The sequence below is a fragment of the Leisingera sp. M523 genome (assembly GCF_025141335.1).
Taxonomy (GTDB): domain Bacteria; phylum Pseudomonadota; class Alphaproteobacteria; order Rhodobacterales; family Rhodobacteraceae; genus Leisingera.
Genome location: NZ_CP081036.1, coordinates 1,618,136 through 1,643,221, shown reverse-complemented (window position 1 = coordinate 1,643,221; position 25,086 = coordinate 1,618,136). Strand labels below are relative to the sequence as shown.

25 protein-coding genes and 3 pseudogenes are annotated in these 25,086 nt (G+C 61.2%); 18 read left to right on the top strand and 10 right to left on the bottom strand.

All coding sequences use genetic code 11. The features are described 5' to 3' along the window. Positions 1-312: 312 nt before the first annotated feature. The 5 genes from purL (at position 313) to grxD (ending at position 3,908) form a co-directional block, all read left to right on the top strand. Positions 313-2,478 (top strand): phosphoribosylformylglycinamidine synthase subunit PurL, encoded by a 2,166-nt coding sequence (gene purL / locus K3557_RS08185; RefSeq protein ID WP_259999017.1) that lies wholly within the window; start codon positions 313-315, stop codon positions 2,476-2,478. A 101-nt stretch (positions 2,479-2,579) separates the two neighbouring features. Next, positions 2,580-3,098: a hypothetical protein gene (locus K3557_RS08180; RefSeq protein WP_259999016.1), complete on the top strand. Its 519-nt coding sequence runs from the start codon at positions 2,580-2,582 to the stop codon at positions 3,096-3,098. A 65-nt stretch (positions 3,099-3,163) separates the two neighbouring features. Next, positions 3,164-3,400, top strand: coding sequence for a BolA/IbaG family iron-sulfur metabolism protein (locus K3557_RS08175; protein ID WP_019297755.1), 237 nt, complete (start codon positions 3,164-3,166; stop codon positions 3,398-3,400). Between the two features lie 5 nt (positions 3,401-3,405). Then, positions 3,406-3,549: a hypothetical protein gene (locus K3557_RS08170; RefSeq protein ID WP_259999014.1), complete on the top strand. Its 144-nt coding sequence runs from the start codon at positions 3,406-3,408 to the stop codon at positions 3,547-3,549. Next, complete coding sequence (gene grxD / locus K3557_RS08165) at positions 3,546-3,908, top strand: Grx4 family monothiol glutaredoxin (RefSeq protein ID WP_259999012.1); 363 nt, start codon at positions 3,546-3,548, stop codon at positions 3,906-3,908. Before K3557_RS08170 ends, grxD begins: the two co-directional genes overlap by 4 nt. An 82-nt stretch (positions 3,909-3,990) precedes the next feature. Here the strand turns inward: grxD and K3557_RS08160 are convergent, their stop codons facing one another. The 4 genes from K3557_RS08160 to K3557_RS08145 all read right to left on the bottom strand — a co-directional run bounded on the left by K3557_RS08160 (position 3,991) and on the right by K3557_RS08145 (position 7,653). Then, on the bottom strand, positions 3,991-5,160 hold the full coding sequence (locus K3557_RS08160; protein WP_259999010.1) for a calcium-binding protein: 1,170 nt from the start codon (positions 5,158-5,160) through the stop codon (positions 3,991-3,993). Between the two features lie 182 nt (positions 5,161-5,342). After that, a complete protein-coding gene (locus tag K3557_RS08155; RefSeq protein ID WP_259999008.1) occupies positions 5,343-6,233 on the bottom strand; it encodes a calcium-binding protein in 891 nt (296 codons plus the stop codon). Between the two features lie 185 nt (positions 6,234-6,418). Next, positions 6,419-6,820 carry a cell division protein ZapA gene (locus K3557_RS08150; protein ID WP_259992050.1) on the bottom strand — a complete coding sequence of 134 codons (402 nt, stop codon included), beginning with the start codon at positions 6,818-6,820 and terminating at the stop codon, positions 6,419-6,421. Beyond that, positions 6,820-7,653 (bottom strand): colicin transporter, encoded by an 834-nt coding sequence (locus tag K3557_RS08145; RefSeq protein WP_259999006.1) that lies wholly within the window; start codon positions 7,651-7,653, stop codon positions 6,820-6,822. The genes K3557_RS08150 and K3557_RS08145 overlap by 1 nt, the downstream gene beginning before the upstream one ends. Positions 7,654-7,896: 243 nt before the next feature. On the opposite strand from K3557_RS08145, the gene tkt reads away from it, so the two are divergent. After that, entirely contained in the window at positions 7,897-9,918 is a 2,022-nt protein-coding gene (gene tkt / locus K3557_RS08140) for a transketolase (protein WP_259999004.1), read from the top strand. Between the two features lie 99 nt (positions 9,919-10,017). Here tkt and K3557_RS08135 read toward each other — a convergent pair whose 3' ends face one another. Together K3557_RS08135 and K3557_RS08130 are read right to left on the bottom strand one after the other, a co-directional pair. After that, a complete protein-coding gene (locus K3557_RS08135) occupies positions 10,018-10,410 on the bottom strand; it encodes an SMI1/KNR4 family protein (RefSeq protein WP_259999002.1) in 393 nt (130 codons plus the stop codon). A gap of 199 nt (positions 10,411-10,609) precedes the next feature. Next, positions 10,610-11,581: a DUF808 domain-containing protein gene (locus tag K3557_RS08130; RefSeq protein WP_259999000.1), complete on the bottom strand. Its 972-nt coding sequence runs from the start codon at positions 11,579-11,581 to the stop codon at positions 10,610-10,612. 245 nt (positions 11,582-11,826) lie between these two features. Between K3557_RS08130 and gap the strand changes: the two genes are divergently transcribed. Then, a complete protein-coding gene (gap, locus tag K3557_RS08125) occupies positions 11,827-12,828 on the top strand; it encodes a type I glyceraldehyde-3-phosphate dehydrogenase (RefSeq protein WP_259998998.1) in 1,002 nt (333 codons plus the stop codon). A gap of 76 nt (positions 12,829-12,904) precedes the next feature. Next, complete coding sequence (locus K3557_RS08120; RefSeq protein WP_259998996.1) at positions 12,905-13,048, top strand: hypothetical protein; 144 nt, start codon at positions 12,905-12,907, stop codon at positions 13,046-13,048. 165 nt (positions 13,049-13,213) lie between these two features. Here K3557_RS08120 and coaD read toward each other — a convergent pair whose 3' ends face one another. From coaD to K3557_RS08105, 3 genes are all read right to left on the bottom strand, one after another. Next, positions 13,214-13,714 (bottom strand): pantetheine-phosphate adenylyltransferase, encoded by a 501-nt coding sequence (gene coaD, locus K3557_RS08115; RefSeq protein ID WP_259992035.1) that lies wholly within the window; start codon positions 13,712-13,714, stop codon positions 13,214-13,216. Positions 13,715-13,809: 95 nt separating this feature from the next. Beyond that, positions 13,810-14,244 carry a CBS domain-containing protein gene (locus K3557_RS08110; protein WP_259992032.1) on the bottom strand — a complete coding sequence of 145 codons (435 nt, stop codon included), beginning with the start codon at positions 14,242-14,244 and terminating at the stop codon, positions 13,810-13,812. 55 nt (positions 14,245-14,299) lie between these two features. After that, the gene (locus tag K3557_RS08105) at positions 14,300-15,196 is read right to left on the bottom strand and encodes a LysR family transcriptional regulator (RefSeq protein ID WP_259992030.1); all 897 of its coding nucleotides are present in this window, start codon (positions 15,194-15,196) and stop codon (positions 14,300-14,302) included. A gap of 136 nt (positions 15,197-15,332) precedes the next feature. On the opposite strand from K3557_RS08105, the gene K3557_RS08100 reads away from it, so the two are divergent. The 3 genes from K3557_RS08100 to K3557_RS08090 all read left to right on the top strand — a co-directional run bounded on the left by K3557_RS08100 (position 15,333) and on the right by K3557_RS08090 (position 18,835). After that, a complete protein-coding gene (locus tag K3557_RS08100) occupies positions 15,333-16,832 on the top strand; it encodes a CoA-acylating methylmalonate-semialdehyde dehydrogenase (protein WP_259998994.1) in 1,500 nt (499 codons plus the stop codon). Positions 16,833-17,042: 210 nt separating this feature from the next. Further along, complete coding sequence (locus K3557_RS08095) at positions 17,043-18,077, top strand: fatty acid desaturase (protein WP_259992026.1); 1,035 nt, start codon at positions 17,043-17,045, stop codon at positions 18,075-18,077. 155 nt (positions 18,078-18,232) lie between these two features. Then, positions 18,233-18,835, top strand: coding sequence for a L,D-transpeptidase (locus K3557_RS08090; protein WP_259998992.1), 603 nt, complete (start codon positions 18,233-18,235; stop codon positions 18,833-18,835). 79 nt (positions 18,836-18,914) lie between these two features. On the opposite strand, the gene K3557_RS08085 is transcribed toward K3557_RS08090, so the two are convergent. Next, on the bottom strand, positions 18,915-19,214 hold the full coding sequence (locus K3557_RS08085) for a hypothetical protein (RefSeq protein WP_259998990.1): 300 nt from the start codon (positions 19,212-19,214) through the stop codon (positions 18,915-18,917). Positions 19,215-19,340: 126 nt separating this feature from the next. Between K3557_RS08085 and K3557_RS08080 the strand changes: the two are divergent. The 7 genes and pseudogenes from K3557_RS08080 (at position 19,341) to K3557_RS08050 (ending at position 24,961) form a co-directional block, all read left to right on the top strand. Beyond that, a pseudogene (locus K3557_RS08080) lies at positions 19,341-20,357 on the top strand (IS5 family transposase). A 41-nt stretch (positions 20,358-20,398) separates the two neighbouring features. Continuing rightward, positions 20,399-20,632 carry a hypothetical protein gene (locus tag K3557_RS08075; RefSeq protein WP_259998988.1) on the top strand — a complete coding sequence of 78 codons (234 nt, stop codon included), beginning with the start codon at positions 20,399-20,401 and terminating at the stop codon, positions 20,630-20,632. A 13-nt stretch (positions 20,633-20,645) separates the two neighbouring features. Next, entirely contained in the window at positions 20,646-21,707 is a 1,062-nt protein-coding gene (locus K3557_RS08070; protein ID WP_259998986.1) for a hypothetical protein, read from the top strand. An 11-nt stretch (positions 21,708-21,718) separates the two neighbouring features. Continuing rightward, positions 21,719-22,048: a hypothetical protein gene (locus K3557_RS08065; RefSeq protein ID WP_259998984.1), complete on the top strand. Its 330-nt coding sequence runs from the start codon at positions 21,719-21,721 to the stop codon at positions 22,046-22,048. Then, positions 22,045-22,467: a DUF4376 domain-containing protein gene (locus K3557_RS08060; RefSeq protein WP_259998983.1), complete on the top strand. Its 423-nt coding sequence runs from the start codon at positions 22,045-22,047 to the stop codon at positions 22,465-22,467. Before K3557_RS08065 ends, K3557_RS08060 begins: the two co-directional genes overlap by 4 nt. Before the next feature lie 254 nt (positions 22,468-22,721). Then, a pseudogene (locus tag K3557_RS08055) lies at positions 22,722-23,669 on the top strand (tyrosine-type recombinase/integrase). Between the two features lie 13 nt (positions 23,670-23,682). Further along, positions 23,683-24,961, top strand: a pseudogene (locus K3557_RS08050) (IS91 family transposase). Positions 24,962-25,086 lie beyond the last annotated feature (125 nt).

Sequence of the window (25,086 nt, the reverse complement as noted above, 5' to 3'; positions counted from 1 at the left end):
CAGCTTGCGGCGGCCCGCCATTGGGTCCGGACATGCTTTGGGATAGCAGCACGAAAAAAACAAAGTCTTTTCCTTTCTTTTTCCAACCAGTGCGGACTTTCGTCATGCTTGTAATTTCAGCGCCCGTCCGGCTCCGCGCCCGCAATTCTACCGCTTTGAAAAGACTAAAGCTTAACCCGGCTCAGCAGGCCAGCCGCTGCGGCGCAAAGACGCCTTGGCCGGCATCTGGCCGGAATTCGTCTAATTCCGCTTCCCCCGCGCCCCTCCTTGCCCTAAAAGGCGCGCAATCGCAGCCATTGGGGACGTTTACGGATGCAGGAACCCGCCATCACGCCTGAACTGATTGCCAATCACGGGCTGAAGCCCGACGAATACGATCTGATCCTGGAAATCATCGGGCGCGAGCCGACGTTCACCGAGCTGGGCATCTTCTCGGCGATGTGGAACGAGCACTGTTCTTACAAGTCTTCCAAGAAATGGCTGCGCACCCTGCCGACCGACGGCCCGCAAGTGATCTGCGGCCCCGGCGAGAACGCCGGCATCGTCGATATCGGCGACGGCGACGCCGTTGTTTTCAAGATGGAAAGCCACAACCACCCCTCCTACATCGAACCCTATCAGGGCGCGGCAACCGGGGTTGGCGGCATCTTGCGCGACGTCTTCACCATGGGCGCGCGGCCCATCGCCTCGATGAACTCGCTGTCCTTTGGCGAGCCGTCCCACCACAAGACCCGTCAGCTGGTCAACGGCGTGGTTGAGGGCATCGGAGGTTATGGTAACTGCTTTGGCGTGCCTTGCGCGGGCGGTGAAGTCCGCTTCCATCCCGCCTATAACGGCAACTGCCTGGTGAACGCCTTTGCTGCGGGCCTGGCAAAAACCGACGCCATCTTCTATTCCGCCGCGTCGGGTGTTGGCATGCCGGTTGTGTACCTGGGCGCCAAGACCGGCCGTGACGGCGTCGGCGGCGCCACCATGGCCTCGGCAGAATTCGATGACACCATCGAGGAAAAACGCCCCACCGTTCAGGTTGGCGATCCCTTCACCGAAAAGCGCCTGATGGAGGCCACGCTGGAGCTGATGCAGACCGGCGCTGTGATCTCGATCCAGGACATGGGGGCGGCTGGCCTCACCTGCTCGGCCGTGGAAATGGGCGACAAGGGCAAGCTGGGCGTCAAGCTGAACCTGGAAGACGTGCCGCAGCGCGAAGAGAACATGACAGCCTATGAGATGATGCTGTCGGAATCTCAGGAACGCATGCTGATGGTGCTGAAGCCGTCGCTGGAAGCCGAAGCGCGTGCGGTGTTCGAGAAATGGGACCTGGACTTTGCCATCGTCGGCGAGACCATTGCCGAAGACCGTTTCCTGATCCTGCACAACGGTGACGTGAAGGCGGATCTGGTACTGTCCAAACTGGCCTCCACCGCGCCAGAATACGACCGCCCCTGGGTCCCGACCCCGGCGGCTGAACCGCTGACCGACGCCGACGTGCCCACCATCGACCCGATTGATGGCCTCAAGGCGCTGCTCACCTCGCCCAACTACGCGGGCAAGCAGTGGGTTTATGAGCAATACGATACCACCGTGATGGGCGATACCGCCCGCCGGCCCGGCGCCGGTTCCGGCATTGTCCGGGTGCATGGCACGGATAAGAAGCTGGCCTTCACCTCGGACGTGACCCCGCGCTATGTCATGGCGAACCCCTATGAGGGCGGCAAACAGGCGGTGGCCGAGGCCTACCGCAACCTGACAGCTGTGGGCGCCAAGCCTTTGGCAACAACAGATAACCTCAACTTCGGCAATCCCGAAAAACCCGAGATCATGGGCCAGTTCGTCGGCGCCATCAAGGGCATCGGCGAGGCGGTTGCGGCGCTCGATATGCCGATCGTCTCCGGCAACGTGTCGCTGTACAACGAGACCGACGGCAAGGGCATCCTGCCGACCCCGACCATCGGCGCCGTCGGCCTGATTGCCGCGGGCGAAGAGCCGATCACCGGCGAAGCCCGCGAAGGCCATGTCGCCCTGCTGGTGGGGGAAACCATTGGCCACCTGGGCCAGTCGGCGCTGCTGGCCGAGGTCTTTAACCGCGAGGACGGCGACGCCCCGGCGGTCGATCTGGAGGCTGAGAAGCGCAACGGCGAATTCATCCGCGCCAACCGCGATTTCATCAAAGCCTGCACCGACCTTGGCGACGGCGGCTTGGCGCTGGCGGCGTTCGAGTTGGCCGAGGAAGCCGGCGTCGGCGTGCAGATTGACGCGGGCGACACCCAGACTGTCTTCGGCGAAGACCAGGCGCGCTACCTGATCGCCTGCAACTTTGATCAGGCCGAGGCGCTGATGCTGGCCGCCGGCCAGGCCGGTGTGCCATTGGTTACTGTCGGCAAGTTCGGCGGCGACATGGTCAAGATCGGCGGATCCGAGGCGCCGCTGGCCGAGCTGAAGGACATCTTCCGCTCCAGCTTTGCCGCTGCTGTCGCCTGATGGAAACACGCGGCGCCTTTGATCCGGCGCCGCAGCAGACTGATGCTTAGGGTGGGGTGGCACAGCCGTCCCGCCCTTTGTTTTGAACCGGGGACCGGCCCATGACCCTTCCTGAGCTGACAGAGGATTGCAGCCGCTGCGCAGGTCTGTGCTGTGTGGCCTATCCGTTTGAGGCGCATGAGGACTTTGGCCTGCTGAAACAGGCAGATACCCCCTGCCCCAACCTCGCTCCGGATTTCCGATGCAGCATTCACTCCGGCCTGGCTGCCTGCGGCTTTGGCGGCTGCGTCGCCTATTCTTGCGCCGGGGCCGGCCAGAGGGTTACGCAAGTGCTGTTTGACGGCGAAACCTGGCAGGATGACCCCGACCTGCTGAGCCATATGACCCACGCCCTGCGGGTGCTGCGGCCCATCCACGAAGCGCTTCTGGTGCTGCAGGAGGCCGCTGCGCTGCAGCTGCCCCAGGACTTGCGCAACCGTTGCAACCAACTGACTGCAGCAATGTGCCCGGATGAGGCTTCCTCCATCTGGGATTTTGAGGAGGATGCGGTGCAGGACGCCCTGGCGGCGGTGCCGGAATTCGTCGAGACAATCGCGCCCTTTGCACAAGACCGCGGCTAATCCCGCTTGCACAGCAACCGGCACCAACCTACATTTTTACCAAACAAGACAAAGGACTTCCCCGGATGCCTATGCAAGCCCATGAAATCGAAGAACTGCTGCGCGAGAGCTTCCCCGACGCTGAAATCCAAGTGGCTGGCACCGACGGCGTGCATATGTCCGCCATGGTCGTCGATGAAAGCTTCCGTGGCAAGAACCGCGTCCAGCAGCAGCGCGCCGTCTATGCCGCGCTGAAAGGCAAGATGGACGGCCCCGATGGCGAGTTGCACGCCCTGGCCCTGACGACAAAAGCGCCGGAGTAATCCGCTTGGGCTGGCTGCTTGAATTTGCGGGAAATCAAGTTTCTCCGGCTGCGGCCCTTTTATTGCTGCCAATTGTGGCATATCTCGCGCTCAACGACTTTCTGCCGGTCCACCCACGGCGGCACGACGAAAAGGACATGAACCAATGACCGACGTAAAATCCCGCATCGACGAAACCGTCAAAGCCAGCGACGTGGTGCTCTTTATGAAAGGCACCAAGGAAATGCCCCAGTGCGGCTTCTCCTCGCGCGTGGCGGGCGTGCTGAACTACATCGGCGTTGACTACACCGATGTGAACGTGCTGGCGGATGAGGACATCCGCTCCGGCATCAAGGAATACTCCGACTGGCCGACCATTCCGCAGCTTTACATCAAGGGCGAATTCGTCGGCGGTTGCGACATCATCACCGAGATGACCCTGTCAGGCGAGCTGGACGGCATGTTCGAACAGAACAGCATCGCCTTTGACAAGGATGCTGCCGACAAGATCCGCGAAGCCAACGGTTAAAAGCTGAAGGCTCTTTTCATCACAAAGGCCTGCCGCATTCTGTTGCGGCAGGCCTTTTTTGTTTCGTGACGGATGCGGGGTTTTACGCCGCGTCGATCAGCACCAGGTCATCGGCGGTAAAGGTATCGCCGGCCCCCTGCAACCGGGCCACAACCTCGCCCTGCTGCAGGATCAGCGCATCGCCTGTTTCCGCATCATTTTCAACACTGTAGTCGTCGGCATTCACGGTTTCGCTGCCATTGTCAAAAACCAGCTGAACCACGTCTTCGCCCGCTGTGTAATCGGTGATGGTGATGACACCGGTTGCGTCCTGCGACATATACAGGCCGAAGTCATCCTGACCTTCGCCGCCGGTTCCGGTATCGCCGGCGCCCATCAGCAGGAAGTCATTGCCGGCACCGCCATCCAGCGTATCGGCGCCATCTGCCGCGTTGGAGAATCCGACGCCCTCAAGCGTTGCACCCTCATCCTGGTCACGCAGGCTGGCAACCTCTTCCGGTGTCAGGTCCCGCGTCAGGTTTACCCCGCTCAGAGCATCATTGCCGGCGCCGCCATTCAAAACATCCGCGCCATCGCCGCCGATCAGGTCGTCATCCCAGGTACCGCCGTCCAGCGTATCGTCGCCGCCGTCGCCGAACAGAACATCAATACCGCCATCGCCGGAAATCGAGTCGTTTCCGGCACCGCCATAGGCAATGTCGTGAAATTCGCCGCCGGAGATAGTATCGTTGCCTTCGCCGCCATAGGCCACGTCTTTTCCGGCGCCGGCAATCAGAACGTCGTTTCCGATGCCGCCTGTCAGGCTGTCATAGCCCAGGCCGCCAACCAGCGAGTCGTTCCAGTCGCCGCCGTCCAGCGTATCGTTGCCGCCTTCACCGAAAATCGTGTCGAGGCCGCCGTCGCCGGACAGGAGGTCATTGCCGTTGCCACCGTAAATCAGATCATGAAACGCGCCGCCGGACACCGTGTCGCTGCCGTCGCCTGCCAGAACTGTGTCTTTGCCCTCGCCGCCCGAGATCTGATCATTGCCGCCGCCGGCCTGCACCCGGTCGGCCCCGGTTCCTGCGTCCAGAACATCGTCTTCATCCCCCAGGACCAGATCGTCCGGCCCATCCGTAGGAAGGGTTCCCGGCAGTACAGGTTCAGGGTTTTCATCAATGGGATCCGGCTCGGGCGCGTTATCATCGCCGTCATCAAAGCTGATCGCCAGGCCGGCAACTGCCAATGTGCTTAGAACAAGTGCGCCAATCATTTAGTCCCCCAAAAGTAGAAAGCAGAAATACATCACAACTCAGCTACGGGAATTCTTCAAATTGGTCCAGATTTTGTTGTTATTTTGCCTAAAAATTGCCGTAAACGGTTTGTTCTCCAAGGGGAAACAGTGAAATCAGGTCTGCAATCACAGCCGCGAAACCGGTGGCTATTCAGGCCGGGTCAGCCTGCATTCGCGGATGCATTGCCCAAAAAGCCCAGGTTTTCCAAGGCAAAACTGTCGCCGGCCCCCAGCAGCCTTGCAACCAGTTTGCCGTTCTCCAGGACAAGAGCATCGCCGCTGTCTTCCTCCCGCTGGATGCTGAAGCCGCCGGTATTGCCGCCAGCGACCCGAACGGTATCGGTGCCGGCCTCAAAATCCCCGATCGTGATAACGCCGGTTGTGCCTTGATCGAGGTGCAGCTCAAACACGTCCTTGCCGCTGCCGCCAATGGCGGTATCCCCTGCCCCCAAGGCCAGGAAGTCGTTGCCATCGCCGCCGTCCAGCGTGTCAGCCTCATCATCCGCGGACAGGGCAAAAATATTCTCTGCCAGCACCTTGCCGTCGCGCAGAGATTTCAGTGTCCCGGCGTCCGGCTCCGGGTCAACACTGACGCCAAAGAGATTGTCGTTGCCACGCCCGCCGGACAAGTCGTCCGAACCTTCGCCGCCTGCCAGCACATCATCCCAGTCCCCGCCTATCAGCGTGTCGTCGCCGGTGCCGCCGAACAGGATATCCTTGCCGCCTTCGCCGTCCAGCACATCCGCGCCCGCACCGCCCAGCAGAATGTCGTGGAATTCGCCGCCAGACAGAAGATCTGCGCCGCCCTCGCCTTGCAGGATGTCCAGCCCCAGGCCGCCGGAGACCGTATCATCACCGCCACCGGCACGCACCTGGTCATTGCCGCTGCCGGCATCAATGCTGTCCGCCTCATCGCCAAGCAGCAGGCGGTCGGAATTTTCCGTGGGTTCTGTATCGGGCTGCTCTTCTTCCGGCAGCGGCAGGTCAAAGTCATAAGCACTTGCCGAGGCGCCGGCCAGCAACAAGACTCCCAGGATCAATGCTTCGTACATTCTGTGCGGCTCCACTGCGTCAGGACTTCTGCCCGTGCGATGAAGCTACCGCAAACACCCGCCACGGACGAGCACCGGGCGGCCTGATTACATGAAAAACAGTGTTTCCGGCGGGTCCGGCAAAGGCCGGAAAACGAACAATATTTTGCCGCTTTCCTCCGCTCTTGCTCAGGCGCGGGTCAACCTCAACCGGCAGGCTGGGCTTTTTCTTCGATTTCCTGTGCCAGCGCTTCGGTCCGGGCGGCCAGTTCGGCTAGGCTCTCGGCGACCTGTGGCGGCACGATCGGGACTTCGATCCGTTCGGGTTCCGGTGCCGGCATGGCGCGAAGATCCGCCAGCTCCTGGTCACGCTCAGCCAGGACGGCCTCAACTTCCTTGATCCGGTCCTCAACCGCCGCCGTTTTGTCGGCCAGCATCAGCCCGGCCATCAGCAGCATCCGCGCCTCGGGCATCCGGCCGATCTGGTCCGACAGCACTTGCGCCTCGTCGTCCAGCATCTTGGCAGCAGAATGCAGATAGCTTTCCTCACCCTCCTGGCAGGACACTTCAAAGCCGCGGCCGCCGATCATTATCGTTACTTCGGGCATCAGACTTCCTCCCCTTCCGGCAGGTTGCGGGCATTGGCCAATAGCGGCTCCAGCTTGGCCAGCACCGCGTTGACCTGAGCCTGATCGCTGGCCTGCGCCGCGCGCAGCCCCACGATTTCGGCTTCCATAGCGGTGTTGATCAGCCCGGCATCGCCCAGGCTTTGGGCATTTGCATCGCGCAGCGCGGTGTTGGAGGCCCGCAGTTCCTCGTTGGCCTGGCGCAACTGCTGCAATTCCGTATCAAGCCGCAGCAGGGTTTCATTCTGGCGTTCAATCTCTGCACCCCTGTCCTGGGCCGGGGCCGCTTCCGCTGGTGCTGCCGCAGCAGCCGACGCCTCCTCCAGCTGGGCCTTCAGGCTGTCAGTGGCAGCCTGGGCTTCAGACAGCTGGTCTTCCAGCGCTTCCTTGTCACTGGCGGCGGTATTTGCCGCGGCCTCCAGCTCGCCCTTTAGGCGCGCAACTTCACCGCGCAGGGCTTCTTTTTCCGCCGGATCGCCAGCTTCGTTGCGCAACAACTGCAGCTCGGCTTCCATCGCCGCAATATCTTCATTTGCGGCGGGAGCCTGGTTTCCGGCTTCCTGCAGCCGTGCGCGCAGCACCTTCACCCGCTCTTCAAGCTGGGCATTGGCGAGCTTTTCTTCTTCCAGCGCCTGTTCAATCTCAGCCGTCGCAGCCCCGGCAGCAGCCGCTTCCGCCGCCTTAGCGGCTTCGGCAGCAACCTCTGCGGCCTTGACCTTATCCGCTTCGCGCGCCTCTTGCAGCGCAGCCGTGCCGGTGCCGATACGTTCCAGCGCCGCCTGGATGCGGCCTTGCAATTCTTCAATCTGGTTCATGCCTGTCCCTCACCCGTCCACATCAGTGCCATATTCATTCCGGCGCCCGCGCGAATCGCGCATCTGCCGCCGACATGGGCCAGTTCTTCCCTTTCAGGGATAAAACACCCCCCCTTGTCTTTCAACCACTTGCCGCGCCAACTTCGCGCAACATAGCAGACATAGGCGCAACCATGCTTGATCTTTGCGGCATCGCTGTTATTGAGCGCAGCAATTGCCTGTTAACGCCAAAGGACGATCCAAGTGGACCTGACAGCCCTGCGCACCGCCAATCCCGACCATTGGAACAAGGCCGCCGCCATTCGCGCGCTGGCACTGGACGCCGTCGCCGCCGCCAATTCCGGCCACACCGGAATGCCGATCGGCATGGCCGATGTGGCGACCGTGCTGTTCGAAAAGCACCTCAAATTTGATGCATCCAACCCGCAGTGGCCGGATCGCGACCGGTTCATCCTGTCGGCAGGCCACGGCTCGATGCTGATCTATTCGCTGCTGTATCTTACCGGCGACCGCCAGGTGACCCTGGATCAGATCAAGAATTTCCGCCAGACCGGCGCGCTGACTGCGGGCCATCCGGAAAACTTCCTGCTGGACGCGGTTGAAACCACCACCGGTCCGCTGGGCCAGGGCATCTCCAACGCCGTCGGCTTTGCCATGGCAGAAGAAATGCAGCGCGCCCATTACGGCCGCAAGGTTGTCGATCACCACACCTATGTGATCGCCGGCGACGGCTGCCTGATGGAAGGCATCAGCCAAGAGGCCATCGGCCTTGCCGGCCGCCACCAGTTGGGCAAGCTGATTGTGTTTTGGGACAACAACAACATCACCATCGACGGCACTGTTGAACTCAGCGACCGTACCAACCAGGTGCAGCGTTTCAAGGCGTCGGGCTGGCAGGTGCTGGAAATCGACGGCCACGACCCCAAGGCCATCGACGAAGCCATCGAGGCCGCCAAGAAGTCCAAGAAACCGTCGATGATCGCCTGCAAGACCCATATCGCCTTGGGCCACGCCGCGCAGGACACCTCCAAGGGCCACGGTGCGCTGACCGACGCGGACCAGTTGAAGGCGGCAAAAGACGCCTATGGCTGGACCGGCGGCGCCTTTGAAGTGCCGAGCGAGATTAAGTCCCAGTGGGAAGAGATCGGTGCGCGCGGCAAATCCGAGCGTGAAGCCTGGGAAACCCGTTTTGCCGAGCTGTCGTCGCAGAAACAGGACCGTTTCAACCGCGCCTATGCGCTGGACGCGCCCAAGAAACTGTCCGCCGCCATCAAGGCGCTGAAAAAGCAGGTCAGCGAAGAGCAGCCATCGGTTGCCACCCGCAAATCCTCGGAAATGGCGCTGGCCGTCATCAACCCCTTGATGCCGGAAACCGTCGGCGGCTCGGCTGACCTCACCGGTTCCAACAACACCAAAACCGGCGATCTCGGCACCTTTGACACAGACAACCGCAAGGGCCGCTATGTCTATTGGGGCATCCGCGAGCACGGTATGGCCGCCGCGATGAACGGCATGGTGCTGCACGGCGGCGTGCGGGCTTACGGCGGCACCTTCTTCTGCTTCACCGACTATGCCCGCCCGGCCATGCGCTTGGCCGCGCTGTCCAAGATCCCGACAGTGTTTGTGATGACTCACGATTCAATCGGCGTTGGCGAAGACGGCCCGACCCACCAGCCGGTGGAGCATTTGGCAATCTGCCGCGCGACCCCGAACACCTATGTGTTCCGCCCCGCCGACACCGTGGAAACCGCCGAGGCTTGGGAAATCGCCCTGACCTCCAAGGACACCCCGTCGGTGATGACCCTGACCCGTCAGAACCTGCCGACCGTCCGGACCGAGCACAAGCTGACCAACATGGTCGAAAAAGGCGCCTATGTTCTGGCCGAGGCCGAGGGTAAGCGCCAGGTGATCCTGATCGCCACCGGCTCCGAGGTGTCCGTCGCGATGGAAGCCAAGGCCAAGCTGGAAGCGATGGGCATCGGCACCCGCGTCGTTTCCATGCCCTGCATGGAGCTGTTTGCACAGCAGGACGAAGCCTACCGCCGCAAGGTCCTGCCCGCAGGCCCGGTGCGTGTCGGTATCGAGGCCGCCATGCGCGCCGGCGGCTGGGACCGCTGGCTGCTGGGCGAGCGCGGCCAGGAGAAGAAGGCCGCATTTGTCGGCATGGACCGCTTCGGCGCGTCTGCCCCCGCCGGCGAGCTGTTCGAACGCTTCGGCATCACCGCCGAGGGCACCGTTGCCAAGGTGAAAGAGCTGCTTGGTTAAGTAACGAAAACAGCAAGCAAAGAAGGGCACCCAATTGGGTGCCCTTTTTCTTTCTGATGTACCGTGCGGCTCGACTTAGTAACCATTATTCGTCGTGAGCTAGGTTCGTTTCAATTTCGAGAAATCGATTGCTACCTTTTTTGTTTGCCCAGTTTCATGAAACCACCGATGAACTTCAGGGCCGCAAACCTCTTCATTTGTTAAGAAGACCAACGCATCACCAGTGCCGTTGGCCGCGAGACAAACAGCAGAACTTGGCCAACCAAACCAGCCGCTCATTATTTTGGTTTCGCGAACCACATCGTTTGATGTGCGTTGAAGTCGTTTCTTTTCTGACTTGTCCCAAATAGGATGCATCTTCCAGATATCACCATCGCAAACAACGTCCCCACCATTCTGAGACATTAACGATGAACGGTAGGACGTAGGCAAAGCAAGGCCCAGTGCCTTCTCGCATTCCTCCAAGTATCTTTCATCAACAGGCCACGGCAATTTTTAGCGTCCTCATTGTAAGTTGGGTTCATTTGAATTTGAACTTGGCGACACATTCAGATTCACCTTCAAGGTATGAAATAGTCGCAAACAATAGATGGTGGTCGTGCTAAATCTTAAAATCGCCAGTCATGCATTGTTCCACTTAATGCGTTTCCAGTATCAATGCCGCCACTCATCTAGCATGGAAAAGATGCTTTCATTGATCGGCTTTCTTGCTCCCAAATATCCCCCAAACCGGCCCGATCACCTTGGTCGCCAGCGGGATCAGCAACAGTCCCAGCCCGACGCCAAACACCCCGTCCATTGCCGCCTTAACGGTCCATTCGGCAAAGCCGGTCCAAGCGGCAGGCACTGCGTGGCCCACGGCATAGGCCCAGTCGTGGATCAGATGGCCCAGCCAGCCAAAGCCCAGCACCTCCAGCCCGTGGATGATGATGGAGCCGCCGACCCACAGCATCGCCGCAGTGCCGACCACCGACAGGATCCACATCAGCACCGGCATGAACTTGACGAGCCCGCGCCCCAGTCCGCGCCCGATGGGCGTCGGCGCATTCTGCGCCAGATACAGGCCAACATCATCCATCTTCACGATCAGCGCGACAGAACCATAGACCGCCAGCGTTACACCAATCGCCACCACAGCCAGCGTGGCCGCCTGCATCCAGACGTTCGGCGCCTCGATAGCGGCCAGGGCAATGGTCATGATCTCGGCGGACAGGATGAAATCGGTCTTGATCGCCCCCTTGATTTTCTGCTCCTCCAGATGGCCGGGATCCTTGATGCTCATGTCCTCATCAATGGCGTGGCTGGCATGGGGGAACAGCACGTGAAAAACCTTCTCGGCCCCCTCAAAGCACAGGTAACAGCCGCCCAGCATCAGCAAGGGCGTGATTAGCCATGGCGCAAAATTGGCCAGCAGCATCGCCACCGGCATCAACAGGATCAGCTTGTTGAACAGCGAGCCGCGGGTGATGCGCCAGATGATCGGCAGCTCGCGCGCAGGCGCAAAGCCTTGCAGATATTTGGGCGTCACTGCCGCGTCGTCAATGATCACGCCTGCGGTCTTGGCGCCGGCCTTGCCCGCCGCCGCTGCCACATCATCAACCGAGGCCGCCGCAACCTTGGCAATCCCTGCAACATCATCCAGAAGCGCCAGCAAACCGCTCATGCCAAATCCCTCAAATCCTGTCCGCGTTCGGGGGCAATCTGCCCGCTTCCGCGCCGCAGCACAAGCGTTAGCGCCACCGCCGCCGAACCGCAGATTTCCGTTAACGCCACCGCCGCAAACCGTTAGCGCCACCGCTCGCTTTTTGCGCTAACAGTTTCATTTAATGACGCTTTTACCTCTTTAGACCACATCAGCCCCGGTCTATATGGCGGTCAAAGGTTTTTGCTCGCTTGGAGACGTAACTCATGACCATCAAAGTCGGGATCAACGGTTTTGGCCGCATCGGCCGCTGCACCCTGTCGCATATCGCCGCCTCGGGCCGCGACGACATCGAAGTGATCAAGGTGAACGCAACCGGCCCGCTGGAGACCGCAGCCCACCTGATCAAATACGATAGCGTGCATGGCCGTTTCCCCGGCGAGGTCACCATCGGTGACGGCACCATGAACCTGGGCCGCGGCGACATGCAGATGTTCTCCACCTACGACATGGGCGCGCTGGACTGGTCGGGCTGCGACGTGGTTTTGGAATGCACCGGCAAGTTCAACGACGGCGAGAAGGCCAAGGCGCACCTTGAGCGCGGCGCCAAAAAAGTGCTGCTGTCCGCCCCCGGCAAAAACGTCGACAAGACCATCGTCTTCGGTGTCAACGATGACCAGCTGACCGCTGCCGACACCATGATCTCCAACGGCTCCTGCACCACCAACTGCCTGGCGCCGCTGGCCAAGGTGCTGGACGAGGCGTTTGGTATCGAGCATGGCATCATGACCACCATCCACGCCTACACCGGTGACCAGCCGACCCTGGACCGCCGCCACAGCGACCTGTACCGCGCCCGCGCCGCCGCCATGTCGATGATCCCGACCTCAACCGGCGCCGCCAAAGCGCTTGGTGAAGTACTGCCTAACCTGAAAGGCCGCCTGGACGGTTCTGCTATCCGCGTGCCGACCCCCAATGTCTCCGCCGTGGACCTGACCTTCCGTGCAGGCCGCGATGTGACCGCTGAGCAGGTCAACGCTGCCGTCAAGGAAGCCGCCGAAGGCCCGATGAAGGGCGTGCTGGGTTATGAGCCGGCGCCGCTGGTCTCCTGCGACTTCAACCACTCGCCGGAAAGCTCGATCTTTGCGCCGGATCAGACCCGGGTGCTGGACGGCCGCATGGTGCGGGTGCTGGCCTGGTACGACAATGAATGGGGTTTCTCGGTCCGCATGGCTGATGTAGCCGTTGCAATGGGCAAACTGGGCTAATCTCGGTCTAACCCCTTGAGACTTCACGCCCGCTCAGGTTATCTGGGCGGGCGTTTTCTATTGCGGCGGAGCCCCGATGACCAACCGGATTGCCATTTCTCTCGGCGTGTTCCTGATTGCCGCCGCGGTGATCGACATTGCCATGTTCGGCGATCAGCACATGATCTTCCTGGGCAAGAAACTGTTTACCCTGATCGACTGGGTCGCCTTCTGGCGCTGACCGGCCCGTGGCCGCCTGCCACAGGTTTCGCGGCCGCCTGTGCCGGTTTTGCTTCTTTCTGGTCCAAAATACCCCGGGGTGAATTGGCCTGCGGCCAAGAGGGGCAGCGCCCCTGCCGGGTCAGCTTGCGGTCCGCACTGTGCAGCGGGATTGCGCCACGCCGGTTCAGGCGGTCTTGCCCAGACGCTCCAGCAGCTTGTCATTGACCAGCGGGGTGACGAATTTCGACACGTCGCCGTCCAGCCGGGCGATTTCCTTGACCAGTTTTGATGCAATCGCCTGGTGCCGAGCCTCTGCCATCAGGAACACGGTCTCGATCGAGCTGTCCAACGCCCGGTTCATGCCGACCATCTGAAACTCATACTCGAAATCGGCAACCGCCCGCAAACCGCGCACGATGATCTGGGCGCCGACGTCGCGGGCGCAGTTGATCAGCAGGTTTTCAAACGGATGCGCAACAATCTCGGTACCGGTTTCAGTGCTGAGCTTGGCGCATTCCGCCTCGATCATCTCAACCCGCTCTTCCAGGTCAAACAGCGGCCCCTTGTCGCGGTTGATTGCCACGCCGATAACCAGTTTATCCACCATCGCGCTGGCGCGGCGGATAATGTCGATATGCCCGATGGTGATCGGGTCAAATGTGCCGGGATACAGACCCACACGCATGGGCGGCCTCCTGCCTTGTCAGAATTTTTGCACAGGCAAACATATTTGCGGCCATCATTGCAAGAGGGCAGAAATACGGACGCCGCCGCTGCGGCTTAGTGCCCCATGATCATGCCTTGCAGGGCATCTTTCTCCATTGCCACCTGCGCCAGCTGCGCTTTGACCAGATCGCCAAGTGTTACGATCCCAACAAGTTTTCCGTCTTCGACAACCGGCATATGGCGGAAACGCCCTTCGGTCATCTGCTGCAGCACACCGCCGACATTCGACTGGCTGGTGCAGGTCACCAGCTTGCGCGTCATGTATTCGCTGACAGGTTTGCTCAGGCAGCCGGACCCGGTGGCGGCAAGCTCGCGGACAATATCGCGCTCAGACAGAATGCCATCGGGTTTTTCTCCATCCGCGGAAACTACAACGGAACCGAATTTGTTCTCTGCCAAAAGCTTGGCTGCTTCCGACACGCTGGCATCCGGCTTGATCGTGACCACACCGTTGGTGGCTTTGGACTTCAAAATGACCTGAACGAGCACGTTGCAGACCTCCATAATATTGGCGCGTTTCAATTAAGTGTGCCGCAACGCAGCTTTAAGTCAAGGCTTCCAGCCGGGCCACCTCGTCGCGGATGCCTTTCGACAACGCCTGGGCAAAGCGGTTCAACCGCTCGCTTCGCTGGTCGCCCTGGTGGCGCACCAGATGGAAACTGCGGCTGAGGCTGACCTTGTCGGTCAGGATCTTGCGCAGCATCCGATGAGCCGGCAGGCTGAAATCATGGGCGATGCAAATCGCCGTGCCCTGCGCTGCCATCTTGATCTGCACTGACACGGAATTTGACGCCAGCGCCACCCGTTCGACACCGATGTCGTTCAGGTAGTCCAGTTCCTTGTCGAAAATCATATCCGGGATGTAGCCGATCATCTTGTGGCCCTTCAGATCCGCCAGACCGTTGATCGGCGGATGGTTCTTCAGGTAATGGCGCGAGGCGACCAGATGCAGCCGGTAGTCGCAGATCTTCTGCACCAGCAGCTTGCCCGCTGTCGGCGCGCTGACGGTCACTGCCATATCCGCTTCGCGGCGGCTGAGGTTGATCACCCGCGGCAGCGCCACGATCTGGATGTCCAGATCCGGGTTCTCCTCGGCGATCCGGGCGCAGACCTGCGGCAACAGATAGTTGGCGCTGCCATCCGGGGCGCCGATGCGAATCTGCCCGGACATGGTGTCGCTGGGTCCGCTCAGCGCCTCGGTTCCGGCGCGCATGGCCTGTTCGGCCGCTTCGGCATGGACCAGCAGACGGTCGCCCGCAGCGCTCAGCGCATAGCCCTGCGGCGATTTCACAAACAGCGGTGTTTCCAGTGCGGCCTCAAACCGGGCGACCCGCCGCCCCACCGTGGCAGGGTCCATTTTCAGGATACGGCCGGCGCCCGACAGGCTTGCCTCCCGTGCCACCGCCAAAAACACTTTCATATCATCCCACTGCGGATCCATTGGCCCGGGTCCTCCGTCTTGCTGCTAACGTTCTGTTAACCTTTTGCGTTCCTGCAAAGCCTCTTTGAAATCTTTCCTCTTTTCCGATGATTTTTGCAAGCCTAGGATTAAGGCAAGATGAACAGAGGAGGATCCGATGAAAGAACTCGGCCATTTTATTAACGGCGCACTGGTCTCCGGCACCTCGGGCCGCTTTGACGATATCTTCAACCCTGCAACCGGCGAAGTGCAGTATCTCTGCCCGATGGCCAGCGTTGCGGAAACCACTGACGCCATTGAAAAAGCAGCCGCTGCGCAGCCTACCTGGGGCGCCACCAACCCGCAGAAACGCGCCCGTGTGATGATGGCCATGGTCGGCCTGATGAACCGCGACATGGACAAGCTGGCCGAAGCGCTGAGCCGCGAGCACGGCAAAACCATCCCCGACGCCAAGGGCGACCTGCAGCGCGGTTTGGAAGTGATCGAGTACTGCATTGGCGCGCCTCAGATGCTGAAGGGTGAATTCACCGACAGCGCAGGCCCCGGCATCGATATGTATTCCATGCGCCAGCCGCTGGGCGTGGTTGCCTCGATCATGCCGTTCAACTTCCCCGCGATGATGCCGCTGTGGCACGTCGGTCCGGCCCTTGCCTGCGGCAACGCCGTGGTGCTGAAGCCCTCCGAGCGCGACCCCTCGGTGCCGCTGATGCTGGCTGAACTCTTTGTCGAGGCCGGCCTGCCCGCAGGCGTGTTCCAGGTGGTGAACGGCGACCGAGAAGCGGTTGATACCCTGCTCGACAGCGAGATCATCCAAGGCGTGTCCTTTGTCGGCTCCACCCCGATTGCGCAGTACATCTATTCCCGCGCCACCGCCAACGGCAAGCGCGCGCAGTGTTTCGGCGGCGCCAAGAACCACATGATCGTGATGCCCGACGCAGATCTGGACCAGGCAGCAGACGCGCTGGTCGGTGCAGGCTTCGGTGCAGCAGGCGAACGCTGCATGGCGATCTCGGTTGCGGTTCCGGTGGGTGAGGAAACCGCCGACAAGCTGATCGAAAAGCTGATCCCGCGCATCGAAAAACTGAAAGTCGGCCCCTATACCGCAGGCGACGACGTGGATCTGGGTCCGGTTGTGACCGCCGCCTCCAAGGAACGCATCCTGGGCCTGATCCAGTCCGGCGTCGATCAGGGCGCGGAACTGGTGGTCGACAACCGCGACTTCAAACTGCAGGGCTATGAAGACGGCTTCTTTGTCGGCGCCCATCTGTTTGACCGCGTGACCCCGGACATGGAGATCTACAAGCAGGAGATCTTTGGCCCGGTTCTGTCCACCGTCCGCGCGGAAACTTACGAGGACGCGCTGAAACTGGCGATGGATCACGAATACGGTAACGGCACCGCGATCTTTACCCGTGACGGTGACACCGCGCGTGATTTCGCAAGCCGCGTCAACATCGGCATGGTCGGCATCAACGTGCCGATCCCGGTGCCGCTGGCCTATCACACCTTCGGCGGCTGGAAAAAATCCATGTTCGGCGACCTGAACCAGCACGGCCCCGACAGCTTCAAGTTCTACTCCCGCACCAAGACCGTGACCTCGCGCTGGCCCTCGGGCATCAAAGAAGGCGGCGAGTTCAACTTCAAAGCGATGGACTGACCTTTCGGCCAGGCTGGAAACACTCTGAGGCTCCGGATTTCCGGGGCCTCATTTTTTTGATCAGACTTCGAAAATCCGGGGCCAATCGATCACTATTTTGCGGTTTAGGCTGAATTGACCCTGTTTTGGCGGGCCTGCGGCAGAATTTCACTTGCCCCACGCGTCTGGTAGTCTATCCGGTCTGCATCAGACAAATAAAACGGCAGGCGTATGAGCAACTCCCCAGACCCCACCAGGCCGCAGGCGGCCGAGAAAACGGCGCGCGACTGGGTGAAGGTCCTCGCGCAGTACCGGGAACCCGATCACAGGCGCAGCGCGTTTGAACTGGCGGTCACGGTTGTCCCCTTTCTCCTGCTCTGGGCTCTGGCCTGGTGGTCGCTGTCGGTCAGCTACTGGCTGACGCTGGCGATCTCCATTCTGATCGCGGCTTTCCTGCTGCGCTTGTTCACCATTCAGCATGATTGCGGGCACGGTTCCTTCTTCCGCAACCGCCATGTCAGCGATTGGGTCGGCCGCATCATCGGCGTTCTGACCCTCACCCCGTATGACGTTTGGCGCCGCACGCATTCCATCCATCACAGCACCCATGGCAACCTGGGCAAGCGCGGCATGGGCGACATCCACACAATGACCGTGGCCGAATACCGGGCACTGGGACGCTGGGACCGGCTGATGTACCGGATCTACCGCCACCCTGTGACCCTGTTCGGCTTTGGCCCCGGCTACCTGTTCTTCCTGCAAAACCGTATTCCCTACGGTCTGATGAACCAGGCCCGCTACTGGATCAGCGCGATGGGCACCAATGCGGTGATCCTCGCAGCTGTCGGCATTATCTGGTACTTTGGCGGTCTGATGCCGCTTCTGCTGATCTTTGTGCCGGCAACACTGGTCGCTGCAACAGCGGGCATGTGGCTGTTCTATGTGCAGCATCAATTTGAGACCACGCAATGGGAACAGGAAGAAGACTGGCAGCTGCATGACGCCGCCCTTCATGGCAGCTCGCACTATGTGCTGCCGCCGGTTCTGCAGTGGATCAGCGCCAATATCGGCATCCACCATGTGCATCACCTTTACAGCCGCATCCCGTTCTACCGCCTGACCGAAGTGCTGCGCGATCATGCGGAACTGTCCGAAGGCAACCGGATGACCATCCGCGAAAGCCTGGCCAATGCGCGGCTGCACCTGTGGGATGAAGACAGCAAGCGCCTGCTGTCCTTCGCCCAGGCCCGCCAACTGCAAGCCTGAAGCCAGGCGGGAAACCCGGACCCCGGCGGCGGTCTTCCGCCGCTTTTCCCAACACAAGCTTGTGAGGCGCGGCAATTCCAGTATGCCGCCCCTAGGAAAACCCGTCCGCTTGCTTATCTTACAGCGGAGTTTTCGAGCAGCTTGGCAGAGGAAAAATGACCAAACTCCGCATCACCCGCCGCGCCGCCCTGGCCGGCATCGGCGCCTCTTTGGCCACCCCGGCCATCCTGCGCGCGCAATCCACCGACGCCTTTCCGCAAAACGAACCCGCAATCCGTGAGGAAGTGCCGGTTCAGCGCAACCTGTCCGCCTTTACCCAGCAGAACTGGCAGGATCATTTCGACACGCTTGGCGCCGGTTGCCTGCTCGCCGATATCAGTTCCCGCGCGCTGCACTACTGGGGGGCGGACGGGGAAACCTACCGGCTGTTCCCCTCCTCTGTGCCGATGACCGAGGATCTGACCAAACGCGGCTATACCAAAGTGGTGCGCAAACGGGAAAACCCAACCTGGACCCCGACCGCCTCAATGCGCGAGCGTGATCCGACCCTGCCCGTCCGGATCGAGGGCGGCGTTCCCGGCAACCCGCTGGGCACCCGGGCAATGTATCTGGACTGGCCGGCCTATCTGGTGCACGGAACCCACGACACCCGCAAGATCGGACGGCAAAGCTCCTCCGGCTGTATCGGCCTGTACAATCAGCACGCCGAGGAACTGTTTGAAATGGTGCAGATCGGCACCCAGGTCCGGTTGCTGTAGCCAGAAGACCGGGTTCAAAATTGCAAAACAAACGGAGCGCAGACGTGACTACGCTCCGTTGCATTCCGCTGACCCGAGATCAGGTCAAGCTGATGTGTTCCGGCTTCAGACCTGCATTGACCCTCTCAAGGGTTTTTTCCATCAAGGCCTCGAAATTACGAGTAAACTTTTGAGTGTCATACAGAGGCCCTTCTGCGATCCCCTGTTTGACCCTTGCTTTCACATCGGCAAGATACTTTTGATCCCGTGCCAGTTTGAGTGCAAGAGCCTGATATTTTTGAGGCGAACTGGCTACAAGTTCCTGCATTCCAACGTTGTGGAGTAGACTGGCAGCGACACGCGCCGCAAACTGTTTGCCAATTTTGGTGACAACAGGCAACCCGGCTCTGCATGCTCCTGAACCGCACCGGGTTTGCCAGAGACTGATTTCAGTTAGTTACGCGGCCTTGTTGCACAAATCGGGTGAGGGATTCACTGCGTGAATCCAGCGTGGTAGCTGGGATGCATGAGCAGTTGGGCCGCTACGAGATACAAGACCACGAACTGGTCGTCTTACAATGAAGCACTGAAGCAACGCGGATCTCTGACCATCTGGTTTGATCCGAGGATGATCTGGACGCCGCCGCCGACTGGCAAGCGCGGTCGCCGGTGCCAATTCAGCAACGCCGCGATCCAAACCTGTCTAACCCTGAAAGTACTGTTCGGGTTGCCACTGAGGCAGACGACGGGCTTCGTGCAAAGCCTTCTGCGGCTGGTCGGTCTGGACTGGGCCGTGCCGGACTTCAGCACCCTGTGCCGTCGGCAGCGGAAGCGGAACGTGAGTATCCCGTTCCGCGGTGGCGCGGGCCCGCTGAACCTTCTGATCCCCTCTCGTGACATCACTGCGTGATGCACTGCCGGGCAGCGGACAGCACCGGCATCAAGGCCGAAGGCGAAGGTGAGTGGAGTGCGGAGGATCAGAAAACAGTCCGGGGGACTGTTTTCCCGACAAACGCGCAAGCACGGAGGCCCCAAGCGGCGCCTCTGGCGCAAGATGCATATCGGAATCGATGAGGAAACGCTGGAAGTCCGGGCCACCGGGGTCACCGGCAGCAACATCGGTGATGCGCCCATTTTACCCGATCTCCTGGACCAGACCCCGGCTGACGAGCAGATCGGTTCGGTGACTGCCGACGGTGCCTGCGACACCCGCAAATGCCACGAGGCGATCGCCGCCCGTGGTGCCGCCGCTGTTATCCCGCCCCGCAAGAATGCCACACCCTGGAAGCCAACGAGCCCGGGCGTGGTGGCACGAAACGAAGCCCTGCGCGCATCAAAGTATCTCGGCCGCGCCATCTGGCGGCGGTGGAGCGGATATCACCGCCGGAGCCGGGTCGAGTCAAAGATGAACTGCATCAAGCTGCTCGGCCAATCCCTGATGGCAAAAGACTTCGAACGCCAGGTTGCCGAGCTGCAAGTTCGCATCGCCGTTCTAAACGGCTACACCGCTCTCGGTATACCTGTCACAGTGCCCGTAGAGTAAATCCGTCCGGGGAAAGGGGCCCTGCGATCAGGCCCGGATTTGTGCAACAGCGCCCCCTCAACACATCAATCCAGCCCGGCGCGCGCTGGAATGGCTTTGGCGGCGCCAACCCCGATCCGGCAGCGTCTTGGAGCAAGGACCCTTCCGCCCTGGTGGATCCGCATTGGGCCAGCGGCAGCGATCAGCGGGTGTTCCTGGCAATCGATCTGGAGGCCCAGGGCGGCGTCTATTTCAACAACCCGAAAATCGAATGGACAGTGTTCCAGGTAACATAAGGAGAGCAGCCCTATGGCATGGCCAAAGGCAGGAACAGTCAGCGTTGTGAACGGCAGCGCAATCGTCACCGGCACCGGCACCAGCTTCTTTGGCAGCGCGCAGGCGGGCTGGGGCTTTGTCGGCCCGGACGGGCGGGTCTATGAGGTGCTGGCGGTCAGCAGCGGCACGCTCCTGACAATCACCCCTGTGTACCAGGGCGCAACGGCGGCCGGGCAGATCTATGCGCTGTTCCCCACTATGTCGCTCGCGCATGATGTGGTGGCCAGCGTGCAGGCGCTGACCGGCACGTTTCAAGCCGTTGCGGACGGCCCCGGACAGGGCAAGTTCAGCACCGATGTGGTCAAGCTGGGCGATGAAGACACCGGCCTCGGCTGGCCGTCCAGCAATGAGGTGGCGCTGAAAGCCGGGGGTGACTGGCAGCTCCGCCTCAAGGAAGGTGCTGCCAGCGGCGCGGCGGTGCAGGACCATTGGCTTGATGCGGCAATTGGAAAGCTGTTGACGGCGGGGGCTTTCGGCTGGGGGCACGATGCCGCCAATGGATCGGCAAACTCGGCTGCTGGCACAGAGCTTTCGGCGATCACTGTCACCGGCCTTTACCGGTATGCCAGCACGCACACCGATGCGCCCAGCACCGCGGGCGTGGTGATGCATCTGAACCGGATCCCCAGCAGCGCTGCCGGTGGCATGATCCAGATTGCGTTCGGCAACAACGGCGAGATGTGGATCCGCGTTCAGGACGGGGCGGGTCCGGTCTCGTTCGAGGCTTGGCGGCGGATGGACCCGGAGCGCGGCAGCGGCCCCAATGGCGAGTATGTGCGCTTCCCCGATGGGACACAGATCTGCACTAAAGCCATCACTGCGGACAGTGGCGCTGACTCTGTTTGGGACTTCCCGGCAGCTTTCTCTACGACGACAAATCTTACCGTTCATATCACTGCCCGGTCCTCTGCAAATGCCATCATTGGTGGCGCGCGGGCGCCGTCTGTTTTGGCCGTGTCCTGGAACGCGCACGACACTGCTGGCGTGCGAACTGCAACGCCTTGCAGCCTCAGGGCCGAAGGCCGCTGGTATTAAAGGAGATCATCATGAAAGTAACCTGCATCTGCGTGGCCGGTACTCCTGGCCAATCTGAAACCAGCGCCAGCGTGAGCGGCGATGTGATCACTGTGGACGGCGTGCCCTTTGATCTGTCCGAAGTGCCCGATGGCGGCTTTGCCGAACCGGAAGGCGAAAACCATCCGTTCATAGGGCGCATCGAGCGGATCAATGGCGAGCTGCATATTCAGCTGCGCTGGATCTATTCAGAGGCCACGGCAGAACCGCACCAGCCTGCTGTCCCGCCCACGTTCACTGTCGCCAGTGGCCCGGTCCCCGACCCGGTAATCCGTCTGCAAACAAAGGAAACAGAAGCATGACGTTCTCCCTGAAAATCACCACGGCTGAGCAAGTCGCTGCAGCGGCCCGCGCGGCGCTCCTGTCCGATCTGGCCGACACCCGATGGCAGATCCAAAACGGCGGCATCACACTGCCCAACGGGTTCCACGCCCGCACAGACCGCACAACCCGCGAAGACCTCACTGAGGCGCTGTTTGCTCTGCAACTGGGCATCAAAAGCGAGCCGTTCTCCTGGAAGGCCCCCGATGGCTGGATCAAGCTGACGCGCGCGGACCTGGAACAGATCACCGCTGCCGTCGCGGCCCATGTGCAGAGCTGCTTTGATGCGGAAGAAGCCGTGGAGGCGCAGATTGCAGCACTCAGCGATGCGGAACTGGCGGCGTTTGACGTGCGGGCTGCTTTTGATGCCGCCATGGCTGCCCCGGTGGCTGAAAGCTGAAACAACCCGCCTCCCGGCAACGGGAGGCAAGGCCGTTCGCAGACCGGATTGGCCCTGGCACCGAATCTCGGAGCGATGATTGCAGACCTTCGCAGCGACATGCACCATCGGCCAGGAGGCGGACTCGGACTAAGCCGCTCTCGCGGCAATGGCGCTTGTTTCTGCTGTAGCGCGCGCACCTGAATGTGTTCGGATTTTGCGATGTGACTGACCTGCCTGACGATTGAGGTTTCTCAATCGGACAGGAGGGTCCCATGACACAGGAGAAGATGAGCCCGCTGCGTGCGCGGATGATCGAAGATATGCGCATTCGCGGGATGGCGGAGACATCGCAGAAGGCGCATATCCGGGCGCTGAAGGATTTCACTGCGTTTCTGGGGCGGTCGCCAAATACGGCGACACCGGATGAGTTGCGCGCCTATCAACTTCACATGACCGACACGGAGGTCACGCCTTCGGTCTACAACGCCCGGATTACGGCGCTGCGCGTTTCTGGGGCTTTCGCCGCCCCACCGGGGCGACGGTCCCCTCCAACTCTTCGGCATGACCTGTGACCGGGAGGAAAGTGCAGGCGGAGTAGAAAATGATCCGGGGGATCATTTTCCCGCCAAACGAAGTACATGCAGTTCCGCACCGAGCCACGGAAGCTGCCGATTGTGCTGAGCTTCGAGGAGGTCTCTGCGGTATTAGCCTCGGCACCGGGGCCGGGTCTTAAATACCGCGCTGCGCTTGGGATCGGCTATGGTGCAGGTTTGCGCGCCTCCGAGGTAAGCAATCTCAAGGTGCGAGACATCGACAGCGACCGGATGCTGATCCATGTTGAGCGCGGCAAGGGCGGCAAAGATCGCGACGTGATGCTGTCGCCGTCGTTGCTGGAGCTGCTGCGGGACTACTGGCGCGAGGCACGTCCTCAGGGATGGTTATTCCCCGGCCAGAGCCGGGTTGAGCCCATGTCGCCCCGATCCTTGAATCGGGCCTTCAACTCGGCCAAGCGCATGGCTGGGATCAAGAAGCCTGCCACGCTGCACTCGCTCAGGCATAGCTTTGCCACGCATCTGCTGGAGGCCGATACGGACGTGCGGGTGATCCAGGTGCTCCTCGGCCACGCCAAGCTGACCACGACGGCGCGATACACCCACGTGGCGACCAAGACGTTGCGCAATGTCGCCAGCCCGTATGAACATATGCGAGATGTGACCTGACGGAGCGATTGGCGTGCCACGGCACGCGCTGGAGATTGCGGACATCTTCAGGTCTCATGGCCCCGCTTTCAGGCGGGCCAATGAGGGGCATGTCAGCCTGAGCCAGCTCAAGGTGATGTCCACTGCCCGGCAGGGTCTTGCAAAGCAAGATCCCGAGAGGGGGCGATCGAGGCCTGCCGAACGGAGGCGCTCGGCGGACATGTGGCGGCCTGTACCAAGTGTGGACACCAGCATATCGCGTACAACAGCTGCAAGAACCGGCATTGTCCCAAATGCCAGGGACCGGCCGCGCGCGACTGGATGGCGGCGCGGGCAGATGACCTGCTGCCTGTGGAGTATTTCCATGTGGTGTTCACGCTCCCGGCCGAGATCGCCCGCATCGCCTACTGGAACAAGCGGGCGGTTTATGGACTGCTGTTCCGCGCTTCTGCGGAAACAGTGATGACTATCGCCGCCGATCCCAAGCGCCTCGGTGCTCGTGTCGGAATGACCAGCGTGCTTCATACCTGGGGATCAGCGATGACGCACCATCCCCACATCCACATGATCGTCCCAGGTGGCGGGCTCTCGCTGGACGGCACCCGTTGGATTGGCTGCAAACCAGGGTTCCTCCTGCATGTGCGGGTGTTGTCGCGTCTGTTTCGGCGGCTGTTCCTTGAGGGCCTGAGCAACTTACACCGCGCCGGGCGGCTCTCCTTCTTCGGCGACCTCGCCGGATTGACCGACGCCAGCGCTTTCGCAGCCTGGCTGGCACCGCTGCGCAAGGCCGAATGGGTGGTCTATGCCAAACCGCCCTTCGGCGGACCAGAGGCGGTGCTGGCCTATCTCAGCCGATACACCCACCGGGTGGCGATCTCGAACAGCCGCCTGATCAGCGCCGATGCCGACACCGTGGCTTTCCGCTGGAAAGATTACCGCATCAAGCGCGGCGACAGGATGAAGGTTATGCGCCTGTCCACGGGCGAGTTCATCCGCCGGTTCCTGATCCATGTGCTCCCCCCTCTCGGCAGATTTGGCGCCGCCAAATCGCCTGCCGGGCAATGGATGGCTTCCACCGCATCCGGCACTACGGCTTGTTGGCAAGTGCCGCCCGCAAGACCAGCATCGCGAAGATCCGCACGTTGCTGGGCGCGGAAACGACCAGGCAGGAACACGCACCCTCGGTCGAGATCGTCCCGCTCACCCTGCGAGAGCCATGCCCCGATTGCGGCGGGCCGATGCGCATCGTGGAGACTTTCCGGCGCGGCGAGGTTCCGCAATCTCGCGCTCCACCGAGGAAACAGGCCGCATGACCGAGTGCCCGATCATCCCATCCACCGCTCACCGGTTGCTTCAGCAACACCGGCCGAGCCCGCCCGTCAGGAGCGGTCCGGAAAGTTGCAAGGACGGCGCAAAACGGCTTCGATCTGGATCAAAT

Excerpts from the sequence above, each read along its gene's own strand:
- purL (WP_259999017.1), top strand. The coding sequence starts at position 313 with ATGCAGGAACCCGCCATCACGCCTGAACTGATTGCCAATCACGGGCTG.
- K3557_RS08180 (WP_259999016.1), top strand. The coding sequence starts at position 2,580 with ATGACCCTTCCTGAGCTGACAGAGGATTGCAGCCGCTGCGCAGGTCTG.
- K3557_RS08175 (WP_019297755.1), top strand. The coding sequence starts at position 3,164 with ATGCCTATGCAAGCCCATGAAATCGAAGAACTGCTGCGCGAGAGCTTC.
- grxD (WP_259999012.1), top strand. The coding sequence starts at position 3,546 with ATGACCGACGTAAAATCCCGCATCGACGAAACCGTCAAAGCCAGCGAC.
- K3557_RS08160 (WP_259999010.1), bottom strand. The coding sequence starts at position 5,160 with ATGATTGGCGCACTTGTTCTAAGCACATTGGCAGTTGCCGGCCTGGCG.
- K3557_RS08155 (WP_259999008.1), bottom strand. The coding sequence starts at position 6,233 with ATGTACGAAGCATTGATCCTGGGAGTCTTGTTGCTGGCCGGCGCCTCG.
- K3557_RS08150 (WP_259992050.1), bottom strand. The coding sequence starts at position 6,820 with ATGCCCGAAGTAACGATAATGATCGGCGGCCGCGGCTTTGAAGTGTCC.
- K3557_RS08145 (WP_259999006.1), bottom strand. The coding sequence starts at position 7,653 with ATGAACCAGATTGAAGAATTGCAAGGCCGCATCCAGGCGGCGCTGGAA.
- K3557_RS08130 (WP_259999000.1), bottom strand. The coding sequence starts at position 11,581 with ATGAGCGGTTTGCTGGCGCTTCTGGATGATGTTGCAGGGATTGCCAAG.
- gap (WP_259998998.1), top strand. The coding sequence starts at position 11,827 with ATGACCATCAAAGTCGGGATCAACGGTTTTGGCCGCATCGGCCGCTGC.
- K3557_RS08120 (WP_259998996.1), top strand. The coding sequence starts at position 12,905 with ATGACCAACCGGATTGCCATTTCTCTCGGCGTGTTCCTGATTGCCGCC.
- coaD (WP_259992035.1), bottom strand. The coding sequence starts at position 13,714 with ATGCGTGTGGGTCTGTATCCCGGCACATTTGACCCGATCACCATCGGG.
- K3557_RS08105 (WP_259992030.1), bottom strand. The coding sequence starts at position 15,196 with ATGGATCCGCAGTGGGATGATATGAAAGTGTTTTTGGCGGTGGCACGG.
- K3557_RS08100 (WP_259998994.1), top strand. The coding sequence starts at position 15,333 with ATGAAAGAACTCGGCCATTTTATTAACGGCGCACTGGTCTCCGGCACC.
- K3557_RS08095 (WP_259992026.1), top strand. The coding sequence starts at position 17,043 with ATGAGCAACTCCCCAGACCCCACCAGGCCGCAGGCGGCCGAGAAAACG.
- K3557_RS08090 (WP_259998992.1), top strand. The coding sequence starts at position 18,233 with ATGACCAAACTCCGCATCACCCGCCGCGCCGCCCTGGCCGGCATCGGC.
- K3557_RS08070 (WP_259998986.1), top strand. The coding sequence starts at position 20,646 with ATGGCATGGCCAAAGGCAGGAACAGTCAGCGTTGTGAACGGCAGCGCA.
- K3557_RS08065 (WP_259998984.1), top strand. The coding sequence starts at position 21,719 with ATGAAAGTAACCTGCATCTGCGTGGCCGGTACTCCTGGCCAATCTGAA.
- K3557_RS08060 (WP_259998983.1), top strand. The coding sequence starts at position 22,045 with ATGACGTTCTCCCTGAAAATCACCACGGCTGAGCAAGTCGCTGCAGCG.